The sequence below is a fragment of the Streptomyces tremellae genome (assembly GCF_039540215.1).
GTDB lineage: Bacteria > Actinomycetota > Actinomycetes > Streptomycetales > Streptomycetaceae > Streptomyces > Streptomyces tremellae.
Genome location: NZ_BAABEP010000046.1, coordinates 41,102 through 52,485, shown reverse-complemented (window position 1 = coordinate 52,485; position 11,384 = coordinate 41,102). Strand labels below are relative to the sequence as shown.

Here is an 11,384-nt window from a genome sequence, read left to right as displayed (position 1 = left end):
CCCTACCCCCACGGATTCGGCGTCGGCTACGCCACCGACGCCACCCACCACAGGCACCACGCCAAGGACAGGACATGACCGAGACACTGGAGCCGACGGCTGCGCAAACCACCGACTTGGCCATCGCCATCGTCGGAGGGGGCCCCCGTTGCCTGGGAGTCCTGGACAGACTGTGTGCCAACGTCGCCGAACTCCCCCCAGGAGAGGGCAAGGTGGTGGTGCACCTCTTCGACCCCTACCCCATCGGCGGAGGACGGGTGTGGCGGCGCGACCAGCCGTCGTTGCTGTGGATGAACGTGCCCGCGTCGGGCGTCACCGTGTTCGCCGACGAGACATGCCGTCTCGCGGGCCGGCTGCGTCCGGGCCCGACACTCGCCGAGTGGATGGCGGAGCACCGCGACGCCCTGCTCGCGGATCCCGGGCTCGCCGAGGAGGTGGCCGCGGCGACCGGTGACACGTTCGTCTCGCGCGCGTTGCAGAGCGAGTACCTGAAGTGGGCCTACGAACACATCGTTGCCACTGCGCCCGAGCGCATCGTGGTCGTTCCCCACCAGGACCTCGTCGTCGACATCGTCGATCTCCCACGGCCGGACCCGGGACCCGCCCAACTCGTCAGAACGGCCTCGGGACGGACCGCCGCCGTCGACAGAGTGGTGCTCGCGCAGGGCCATCTCGACGACGAACTCGACTCCCGGGAGCGCTCCTTCGGGGAGTTCGCGGACGCCCACGGCCTTGTCTACATGCCTCCCGCCTACACCGCGGACTGCGACGTGGACCGGGTGCCCGAGGGAGAGAACATCATCGTCAGTGGCCTGGGGCTGGCGTTCATCGACTGGATGGTGCTCCTCGGCGAGAGCCGGGGCGGTGTTTTCACCTCCGGGCCCGACGGCCGGTTGCGCTACCACCCCTCGGGTCGCGAACCCATCATCCACGCCGGCTCACGGCGTGGCGTCCCCTATCACCCGAAGCTCACCTCGCCCCTGCGCGCCGAGCGTCCTCCACTACCGTGCTTCTTCGATGTCTCAACCGTCCTCCAGCGGTATCCCGATCCGCGGTCGGTGGACTTCGTGACCGACCTGTGGCCGTTGGCCTGCAAGGAGGTTCTCTACGCCCACTGCCACGAGTTGTTCCACGGCCACCCGGACCTGGTGACCATGGAATGGGCCGAGTTCTTCGAGAGGTTGGCCCCTCTGGACTACGGCAGCGGGGAGCTGGCGGAGCTCCTCGAACAGGCGATACCGGCGCCGCAGGACCGCTTCGACATGGCGACGCTCGCAACACCGCTCGCCGGCTCGGGCGCCACGGGCCTTCAGGAGACACATCAGCAGGTCACCGATTTCGTAGTGCGACTTCTGGCACGGATCGACGACCCGCGATGCAGTGTGGATTCGGCTGTGGCGCTCGCCTTCTTCTCCCTGTACGACGTCTGCGGGCAGATGGTGCGTGCACGGCAGCTGTCCCCGTCGACGATCGTGAGAGACATCGACGGCTGGGTCCACGGCCTGTTCAGCCATGTCACGAGCGGTCCTCCACCGGAACGCCTCGCCCAGCTCGCGGCGATGGCCGACGCGGGGGTCGTGGTGTTCCTCGGCAGCGGGCTACGGGTCACCGCCGACCAGCGGACCGGGCTCTTCCGGGCCACCAGTGACACCTCGGGGCGGGATATCGCCACTCGGTGCCTCATCGACGCCCGGCTGCCACCGGCGGACATCACCAGGACCGTCGATCCCCTGCTGCGCTCGCTCACGGAACGGCACGAGGTGAGCGACAGCATCAGCGGCGTCAGCAGCGGCAGGATCCTCGTGGACCACCGCGGGCGGCTGATCGGCGCCGAGGGCCGCGCCCATCCCGGCCGGTGGGCCGCCGGCCCCTGGGTCATCGGCGCGGGCTGGGCACACGCCTTCCCCAGGCCACGCCAGAACGCGGGCTTCTTCCGGCAGAACGACGCACTGGCACGCGACCTCCTCGGTCTACCCGCCCCCGGGTCCCCCAGCACCGCTTCGCAACAGCAGCACACGGTCACCAGGAGGCTGCCATGACCGGGCTGCGCGCGGGGGCGCTGCGCGCGATCGCGCTCACAGCCCTGGCCGCGATCCTCGCAGCCGGGTGTTCGAACGCCGACGAGGCCACCAGGACACCCGCTTCTCCGCCTCCGCGCGAGCGGACCGACGCCGCGGTCCGGGCTCTGGTCCCCGCCGCGGTCCGGAAAAGAGGTGTGCTGCGGGTCGCGACGGTGAACAACTACAAGCCCTTCTCCTACACTGTCGCCGGGCGGCAGACCGGCATGCTTCCCGAGATGGTCACGGCGGTCGCACAGGTGATGGGGCTCAAGGCCCAGGTCTCCGACGTCGACTTCTCCTCCATCCTCACCGGTCTGCAGGCGCGCCGTTACGACATCGGCATGGGCGAGTACTTCGTCTACCCCGACCGGCTCAAGGTGGCCGACTTCGTCACCGAGTGGAGCAACCACGACTCCTTCGTCGTGGACGAGGCCAGCAGCTACCGGCCGCGATCGCTCGCGGACGTGTGCGGCAAGCGGATCGCCGTACTCAGCGGCTCCTCCGGTCCGCCGGCCATGGAGTCCGCCAGGACGAAGTGCGCAGCCGCGGGTGCTCCCGCACCGCAGGTGCAGACCTACTCGGTGATGAGCGGCGCCGTGCTCGCCTTGACCAGCCTCCGGGTGGACGCCGTTCTGACAGGACACGAGGTGGGCGTCGCACTCAAACAGGACGGGGTGGCCATCAAGGCCACCGGATCAGTGGGAGGCGGTCCCACCGCGACCGCGGTCAGCCGCGATCCCGGTGACGCGGGGCTGGCCGAGGCCATCGCCGCGGCCTACCGCACACTGATCAAGGACGGCACCTACCGGGCCATTCACAAGCGCTGGGGAACCGAGTACGGCGCGATCAAGAAGCCCACCGTCTACCGTCGCGGCGACACACCTCCCACCTACGGGGACTGACGAGCACACAGGACCTTCGCCCTCTTCCCCTGAACCCCCGACTCACGTAAGATGTTACCCGTTACCCACTACCTAGGGATCTCGGCATGATACGGAAGGCCGGTCTGACGACGTTCAGCACGGAGTGGACCTCGACCCACGCCGGCGCCTCACTCGACGTCATCGACAGCCACACCGCGGGGAATCCGACCCGGATCGTCGTCGGAGGGCTTGTGTTCCCGGAGGAGGTCCGCGAAGTCCCCGCCGCACAGGCATGGCTGCGGGACTCCGCCGACTGGGTGCGGCGCCGCCTGGTGCACGAACCCCGGGGCGGCGGACTCACCTGCGCGGTCGTGCCACTGCCGAGCACCGGCCCCGACCACGATCTGGGCGCCGTCATCCTGGAACCCGGTTCTTACCCGCCCATGTGCGGGCACTGCATGATCGGACTCGCCACCGTGGTCGACGAGTTCGGCCTGGTACCAGGCACGGTCGCTGCCGACGGCCGCCGCACCATCCGGATCAGGACCCCCGCGGGTCTGGTGCAGGCCGCTGTCCTGCGGGGCGACGGAGCAGCCGGCGCCGTCGAGTTGACCAATGTCCCCTCCTGGTTCGTGGACAGCTGGTACCAGGAATTGGGCGGGAAGCGCGTACGTGTGGACCTGAGCTGGGGCGGAGACCACTACGCCGCGGTGGACGCGGCCGAACTCGGACTGTCCCTACGGCCCGAGTCCGCTCCGGAGATCGTCGCCCTCTCCCGCGAGCTGGCCGCGGCCCTGGCTGACAGCCCGCCGCGTGACCCGCTCACGGGCGACAGCCTCAACGTGTACCAGGTCCTGTTCTACGAACGACTCGACGACGAGGACTCTCCCTCGTGCCGGGTTGTGGTCTCCGCGCCACCCGGCGCACTGGACCGCTCACCCTGTGGGACGGGCTCCAGCGCACTGCTGGCACTGCGGCTCGCGCGCGGCGAGATCGACCCCGGGGCGACGTTGACCACACGCAGCATCATCGACAGCCGTTTCGCGGTCAGGGCGGCCCGAGTGGACGATGGCGGCGGACGGCTCGCCGTCACACCGGTCCTGACGGGCACCGCGCACGTGACGGGGTTCTCCCGGATCGTCGCCGATCCGTTCGACGCTCTCGGCGACGGCTTCGCGCCCCTCTGACCAACCGTCCTCCCGGGACGACCACCCGCCCCCGTACCGAACGAGACAAGCAGGAGTACCGTGTCCGACCGCCAGCCGACTTTCATCACCCAGCCCTTCATCGACGGCAAGCTCACCGCCCCGCTCACGGGAGAGACCTTCGACTCGGTCAACCCCGCGACCGGCCAAGTGATCGCCCAGGTCGCGGCCTGTGGCCAGGCCGACGTAGACGCGGCAGTGGCGTCGGCGCGTGCCGCGTTCGACAGTGGTGTGTGGAGCCGGGCCGCCCCCGCCGAACGCAAGGCCGTACTGCTGCGCTTCGCCGACCTGCTCGACGAGCACGTGGACGAGCTCGCCCTGCTGGACTCGATCGACGCGGGCAAGCCGATCACCGACACTCGCACACTCGACCTGCCCGACGCGATCGGCACCATCCGCTGGTACGCCGAGAGCATCGACAAGGTCTTCGGGCACATCTCCCCCACCGGCTCGGGGAATCTGGGCCTCATCACCCGAGAACCCGTCGGGGTCGTGGCCGGCGTGCTGCCTTGGAACTTCCCGATGGCCACGCTCTCCTGGAAGATCGGCCCGGCTCTCGCGGCCGGCAACTCGGTGGTCATCAAGCCCGCTGAGCTGTCCCCGTTCTCCACCCTGCGTACCGCGGAACTCGCCGCCGAGGCGGGCCTGCCCGCCGGCGTCTTCAACGTGGTCCCGGGTCTCGGGCATGTGACGGGCAAGGCACTCGGCCTGCATCCCGACGTCGACGTCGTGGCTTTCACCGGCTCGACGGAGGTGGGGCGGCACTTCCTGCGCTACTCCGCGGACAGCAACCTGAAGAAGATCGTTCTGGAATGCGGCGGCAAGAGCCCGCAGCTCGTCCTCGCAGACCAGGGCGGCAAGCTCGCCGGTATCGCGGAGGAGCTCGCCGGCGCGGCGTTCTGGAACATGGGCGAGAACTGCACCTGCGGCTCGCGCATCCTGGTCCACCGCAGCCTGCGCGACGACCTGGTGTCCGAACTGGTCGCCCAGGCCGCCGGCTGGACCGTCGGTGATCCGCAGCATCCGGACACCAAGATCGGCGCCCTGATCGAGGAGGCGCACCTGCGCAAGGTGACGGGCTACATCCAGGCGGGCATCGAGGCCGGCGCCACGGTCGCCATCGGCGGCAGGCAGGTGCGCCAGGACAGCGGCGGCTGGTTCGTCGAGCCCACGATCTTCACCGATGTCACCCCGGAGATGTCGATCGCCCGCGAGGAGATCTTCGGCCCGGTCCTCTCTGTGCTCGCCTTCGACACCGAGGAGGAGGCGATCCGCATCGCCAACGACTCCCCCTACGGCCTGGCCGCCTCGGTGTTCACGGACGACCTCAACGCCGCCCACCGAGTGGCGGGCGCGCTGAGGGCGGGCACCGTCTCGGTGAACTGCTACAGCGAGGGCGACGTCACCACCCCCTTCGGGGGCTTCAAGACGTCCGGCTTCGGCGGCCACGACAAGGGCATCGAGGCGTTCGACCAGTACACCGAGCTCAAGACCACCTGGTTCGCCTTGAACTGACCCTCCCGTACGGGGCGCGGCAGCGCCCCGTACCACCCCGCAGAGCACTACCGATCATGACGGACGATTAGGAGCACTCCCATGGCTGTGTGGCACGGAATTGTGGTGGCCGCGGCGCTGCCGCTCAAGCAGGACGATCTCTCGATCGACTACGACAAGGTGCAGGAGCACGTGGCGTGGCTCGCCGCCAACGGCTGCGACGGCGTCAGCCCGAACGGGTCCCTCGGCGAGTACCAGGTGCTCACACCGCAGGAGCGCGCCGATGTCGTGCGCGCCGCGGTCGAGGCGGCACCGGAGGGCTTCTCCGTCATTCCCGGCACCGGTGCCTACGGTGCCGCGGAATCCCGCCGCTGGGCCGAGCAGGCCCTGGAGTCCGGCGCCCACGGCGTGCTGTCCCTGCCGCCCAACGCCTACCGGGCCAGCGAGGAAGAGGTCGTCGCGCACTACAGGGAACTCTCCGAGGTGGGCCTGCCGGTGGTCGCCTACAACAACCCGTTCGACACCAACGTCGACCTCACCCCGGAACTGATCGCGCGGATCGGCGAGTTCGACAACATCGTGGCCGTGAAGGAATTCTCGGGGGATGTCCGCCGCGCCCACCAGATCCAGAGCCTCGCGCCGCAGATCGATGTGATCGCAGGCGCCGACGACGTGCTGCTGGAACTGGTCCTCGTCGGAGCCAAGGGCTGGATCGGCGGCTTCTCCAACGCCTTCCCGCGCGAGTGCCGCAAGCTCTACGACCTGGCCGTCGCGGGCGACCTCGCCCAGGCCCTGCCGCTCTACCAGCAGGTGCACGACGCTTTCGCGTGGGACTCGCGACACACCTTCATCCAGGCGATCAAGCTCGCGATGGACATGGCGGGCCGGTACGGCGGCCCGGTGCGCCTGCCCCGGCTGCCGCTGGACACCGAGTCCGAGGCGCGCGCCCGCAAGGACTTCGAGCGGGCGTTCGCCGCGCTGTCCGCCGCGGCCTGACACCGAGAAGAGGACCGCAAGACAGTGAGTCTCATCAGCAGAAGCCCCCAACAGCCGGACGATGTGGTGGCAACGGAGACACCGACCTCGCCTGCGGCGGTGGCGGCCGCCGCGGACCGTGCCCGCGAGGCAGCCCGCGAATGGTGGGCGCAGACGGCGCAGACGCGTGCCGCGGCTCTGGGCGCGGCTGCCCGGGCCCTCGCCGGCGTAGCGGTCGAACTGGAGGATCTCATCGTCCGGGAGGTCGGCAAGCCGCGCTCCGAGGCGCGCGGTGAGGTCCTCCGCGCTCGTTCCATCGTGGAGTACTACGCCCAGGCCACGCTGCTGCGCACCGGCGACGTCTTCCCTCCGAGCGGATCCGGCATGCTCTACACCGAGCACCGCCCGCACGGTGTGGCGGGCCTGATCACACCGTGGAACTTCCCCGCCGCGATCCCGCTCTGGAAGTCTCTGCCCGCGCTCGCCGCCGGCAACGCGGTGCTGCTGAAGCCGGCGACGCCTGCCATGGCCTGTGCCAGGCTGCTGGAATCGGTGCTGCGCCCGGCACTACCCGCAGATCTGTTCCAGGTTCTTCCCGGAGGCCGGGACACCGCCACCGCCGTCGTCGACGCGGCGGACGTCGTCTCCTTCACCGGTTCGACGCTCGTCGGCCGTCAGGTGGCGGCGCGGGCCTTCGCGCGAGGCATACCCGTGCAGGCCGAGATGGGTGGGCAGAATGCCGCCGTCGTGCTGCCCGACGCCCCCGTCGAGCACACCGCCGGTGTCCTGGCCGGTGCGGCCATGGGGTACGCGGGCCAGAAGTGCACGGCCACATCCCGGATCATCGTGGTCGGGGACCCCGCCCCGCTGACCGAGGCGCTGCTCGCGGCCGTGCGGCGCCTGCCGGTCGGCGATCCGGACGACCTGTCCACCGTGGTCGGTCCGGTGATCGACGACAACGCGGTCGCTGCCGTGCACAACGCCGCGCAGCGGGTCCGGGACTCCGGTGGCGAGGTGCTGACGAAGTGGGAGGCGCCGGACGAAGGCAGCTTCGCTTCTCCTGTTGTGGTGCGTGGCATACCCACCGGGCACCCCGTCAACCAGGAGGAGACGTTCGGGCCCATCGCATCGGTGCTTCCGGCGGCGTCGGTCGGGGAGGCGGTGAGACTGGCCAACGACGTGGACCAGGGGCTCGTCACATCGGTGCACGGACGAGATCTCGGGCATCTGCTCACGGCCGTGGGCGGTTTCGACACGGGAATGATCAAAATCAACGCGCCGACCACAGGAGTCGACTTCCACGCACCGTTCGGGGGCGAGAAGGCATCCAGTGCGGGCCCTCGCGAACAGGGCCTGGCTGCGCTGGACTTCTACTCGTCGGTCAGGACGATCACCCTCACGCCACCGCCTGCCGGCTGACCGGCGGACGCACGCCAGAGCCCCGAAGAGAACGAACCAAGAAAGAGAGACACAGCACATGAGCATTCACGGCGCGTTCTCCGCGATCGTCACACCTTTTACTGCCGACGGATCGGCTGTCGCCGAGAAGTCGTTGCGCGATCTCGTCGACCGCACCATCGACGGCGGCGCCGACGGCATCATCGCTTGTGGTGGGACCGGCGAGTTCATCGCGCTGGCACCTGAGGAGCGGCAGCAGGTCGTGGCCGTCGCCGTCGACCAGGCCGCGGGCCGCGTCCCGGTGTTCGCGCAGACGGGCGGGCTCTCCACGGCCGAGGCCCTGCGCCACACCGAGCACGCGGCGTCGGTGGGCGCCGCAGGGGTCATGGTGACGCCGCCGTTCTACGAGGCCCTGTCGCGCTCGGCCGCCGAGGACTACTTCGGGACGGTCGCCGCGTCGACCGAACTGCCGGTCATGCTCTACAACTACCCGAACGGCACGGGCCTGGCCATGGACGCCGACCTGATCGTCGGCCTGGCCAACACTCACGACAACATCCGCTATGTCAAGGACTCCAGCGGTGACGCGGCCCTGCTGAGCACTCTGGTATCGGAACACGGCGACGAGATCGGCACGTTCTGCGGTGAGGACGTACTCGTGAGCACAGCCCTGACGATCGGCACCCGCGGACTCGTCACCGGTAGTTTCAACTTCATGATGCCGGTGTACGCGCAGATGATCCGCGCAGCGCGGGAGGGCGACGACGCCACCGTCGCCCGGCTGACGCGCGAGACCCTCCCGCTCGTCGTGTGCCTCGTCTCCCACCCGTACACGAGTGCGGTCAAGACCGCCTGCGAACTGCTCGGACATGAAGTGGGTCCCGTCCGCGCGCCGCTTCCCGCGATCGGCTCGGAGGGACGCAAGGAACTGGAGCGGCACATCAAGGCCCTCGATCCGTCGTATTTCGCATGACCCGGGATGTCGAAGAAAGCCGGTTGGTGAGGCACGCCCTTGCGGGGCGGGGAGCACTGGTGACGGGTGGTTCCTCCGGTATCGGCCGGGCAATTGCGTGCTCCTTTGCGGAGCACGGGGCCGAGGTGGTCGCCGCCGCGCGCGGCGCGCAGGAACCGGCCGGGGGTGTACGGCCCCTCAGGGCCGACCTCGCCCGTCCCGGCGGCTGCGCGGATGCCGTCGCCCGCGCGGCCCAGGAACTCGGGAGCCTCGACATCCTCGTGGCGGCGGCGGGAGCGATGCTGATCGACGATGTCGCCGATGCCTCGGCCGCCGACTGGCAGACGATGACGGCGGTCAACCTGACCGCTGCCACCGAGTGCGTGCGCGCGGCCCTGCCGCACCTCGTCGAGGTGTCGGAAGGGTCGCGCGGCTGCGCCGACATCGTGGTCGTCGGTTCGATCTCGGGCCGCCGTCCGAGCCCGGGCCGCGCGATGTACGCGGCCACGAAAGCAGGGCTACGTGCTTTCACCGACAGCCTTCGCCAGGAACTGGCCCCCACGTCCGTGCGGGTCTGCCTAGTGGAGCCCGGGCTCACCGCGACATCCCTGCGAGCAGCCAATCCCCCGGACAAGCTCAGGCGGATGACGGCCCGTACACCGGAACTGCATGCCGTCACACCCCTTTCGCCCTGGGACGTGGCCCGGGCTGTGACCTGGCTCGTGAGCCAGCCCGCAGGGCTGTCGGTCAGCGAGATGACACTCCTTCCGACCTCCCAAGGAGCATGACCACACCACAGGCGGCCCGCTGCGGGAGGGCGGCCCGGTCGCGCAGATCGTCGTCAGACCAGCAGGTCACTGAGGTGCTTGTTGAGGAAGACATTCCGAGGATCGAGTGAGCGCCGAACAGCACGGAAATCGTCCAGCGCGGGGTACAGCTCCTCCACCCTGTCCCGATCCAGGAAGTGGAGCTTGCCCCAGTGCGGCCGCGCGCTGCGGTCGCGCAGTCGGCGGTCGACGGCTCGCAGGAAGGGCACGTAGTCCGTACCGGGCATCCCCGAGACGGACAGCGAAACCGCGTCGCGCCGGTACTGAGGTGACAGGTATGCCTCGTCCCTCGCCTGCCAACGGACCTGGAGCGGCGTCGCCTCCTGGGGAAACCCGTGCCGCATGAGCTCGCGAAGCTCCAGGAAGGTCTCCTTGTCGTCGCCGGCGTCGACCACGTACTCAAGCTCGTAGAAGGGGTCGCCGAGCTCCGTGTCCGGGTAGATGAGGTACGCCGGGCCGCTGCGCGCCCCTGAACCGCCCGCCACCTCGGCTCCGTCCCCGGCCGGCTCGGCGGTCAGCATCTTCACATAGGCGTGATCGGCGGGCACCGGGGGCAACCCGTAGATCTCGGACGACGAGGAAGTCGGCATCCACCAGAAGGAGAAGTGGTGGTAGGCGTCCTTGGCCCCCTCCCACACGTCCAGGAGTTCGTCAACGCTCATCACGGCGTTGTCCTCGCGCAGTCGGTAGCGCGGTACCACGGAGAGATCCACGTGGGTCACCACCCCGAGCAAGCCGAGGGAGACTTGGGCCGCGTGCAGGAGCCGCTGGTCCCTGCCGGTGATCTCGTGGTGCTCTCCCGTACCGGTGATGAGCCCCATCCCTCGTACGCGGGAACTCATCGTTCCGTGGCGGGGCCCTGACCCCTTCGTACCGGTCGCCAGGGCGCCGGCAAGGGTCTGCACGTCAACGTCGCCCTGGTTCGCCAGCGCGAAGCCGCGTTCCCACAGGGCCGGCCCCACCTCCGACAGCCGCATCTGCCCGGAGACGCGCGCGGTCGAGGTCGTCGAGTCGACGGAGACCTCGGCCGGCAGGCGGCTGAGGTCCATGAGGGTCCCGGACGTCGTCACCAGAGGTGTGAAGGAGTGTCCGCTGCCCGCGACACGGAGCCGCTCCCCGCTCTCCGCAGTGCGGGCGACGACACTGGCGACTTCGGCGAGGCTCGCGGGGCGCTGCACTTCCTTCACCGTAGCGCTCTGATTGCCCGCCCAGTTCTGCCAGGTCTGCCCGTCGCTGGACAGTTGCATGCGCACACCCCTCTTGAAGCAGTGGATCGGCATCGCCACTCAATACGGCAACCGGTTACCGGTAAAGTACTACCTCTTCCCGGCCCCTCACAACGGCGCGGTCCAGCTCGCGCAGTGGGACACCTTACGAGTCCGTCCCACACCCGACCGGCACCCTTGATCAACCCTGGACACCATGCCCACGCACACTCGCAAACCCCTTTTTCATTCCCGGGGCATGGGCACGAGAGCTGCCACGATGACGATTCCCTGGGCGCGCGAGCCGCGGGGGCACGCTCCTACCGCGCGATGCGCGCAAACCGACTGCACCGGCGCCCCGGCTTTCCGGGCGGGCCACAGGACCAGGGACACCAACTGGGTGCG

9 protein-coding genes are annotated in these 11,384 nt (G+C 69.4%); 8 read left to right on the top strand and 1 reads right to left on the bottom strand.

Annotated elements, in window-relative coordinates; genetic code table 11:
- The first annotated feature begins 74 nt into the window (after positions 1–74).
- The 8 genes from ABEA77_RS25255 to ABEA77_RS25220 all read left to right on the top strand — a co-directional run bounded on the left by ABEA77_RS25255 (position 75) and on the right by ABEA77_RS25220 (position 9,735).
- Entirely contained in the window at positions 75–2,039 is a 1,965-nt protein-coding gene (locus tag ABEA77_RS25255; protein WP_345651966.1) for an FAD/NAD(P)-binding protein, read from the top strand.
- Positions 2,036–2,962, top strand: a complete 927-nt coding sequence (locus ABEA77_RS25250) for a transporter substrate-binding domain-containing protein (RefSeq protein WP_345651963.1) — start codon at positions 2,036–2,038, stop codon at positions 2,960–2,962. The genes ABEA77_RS25255 and ABEA77_RS25250 overlap by 4 nt, the downstream gene beginning before the upstream one ends.
- A gap of 86 nt (positions 2,963–3,048) precedes the next feature.
- Positions 3,049–4,110: a proline racemase family protein gene (locus tag ABEA77_RS25245; RefSeq protein ID WP_345651960.1), complete on the top strand. Its 1,062-nt coding sequence runs from the start codon at positions 3,049–3,051 to the stop codon at positions 4,108–4,110.
- A 60-nt stretch (positions 4,111–4,170) separates the two neighbouring features.
- On the top strand, positions 4,171–5,643 hold the full coding sequence (locus ABEA77_RS25240) for an aldehyde dehydrogenase (protein WP_345651958.1): 1,473 nt from the start codon (positions 4,171–4,173) through the stop codon (positions 5,641–5,643).
- 81 nt (positions 5,644–5,724) lie between these two features.
- Positions 5,725–6,618, top strand: coding sequence for a dihydrodipicolinate synthase family protein (locus ABEA77_RS25235; protein ID WP_345651955.1), 894 nt, complete (start codon positions 5,725–5,727; stop codon positions 6,616–6,618).
- 24 nt (positions 6,619–6,642) lie between these two features.
- Positions 6,643–8,016 (top strand): aldehyde dehydrogenase family protein, encoded by a 1,374-nt coding sequence (locus ABEA77_RS25230; RefSeq protein ID WP_345651952.1) that lies wholly within the window; start codon positions 6,643–6,645, stop codon positions 8,014–8,016.
- A 58-nt stretch (positions 8,017–8,074) separates the two neighbouring features.
- Entirely contained in the window at positions 8,075–8,968 is an 894-nt protein-coding gene (locus ABEA77_RS25225; RefSeq protein WP_345651950.1) for a dihydrodipicolinate synthase family protein, read from the top strand.
- Positions 8,965–9,735, top strand: a complete 771-nt coding sequence (locus ABEA77_RS25220; RefSeq protein ID WP_345651947.1) for an SDR family oxidoreductase — start codon at positions 8,965–8,967, stop codon at positions 9,733–9,735. Before ABEA77_RS25225 ends, ABEA77_RS25220 begins: the two co-directional genes overlap by 4 nt.
- 53 nt (positions 9,736–9,788) lie before the next feature.
- Here the strand turns inward: ABEA77_RS25220 and ABEA77_RS25215 are convergent, their stop codons facing one another.
- Complete coding sequence (locus tag ABEA77_RS25215; protein WP_345651944.1) at positions 9,789–11,021, bottom strand: D-arabinono-1,4-lactone oxidase; 1,233 nt, start codon at positions 11,019–11,021, stop codon at positions 9,789–9,791.
- Positions 11,022–11,384 lie beyond the last annotated feature (363 nt).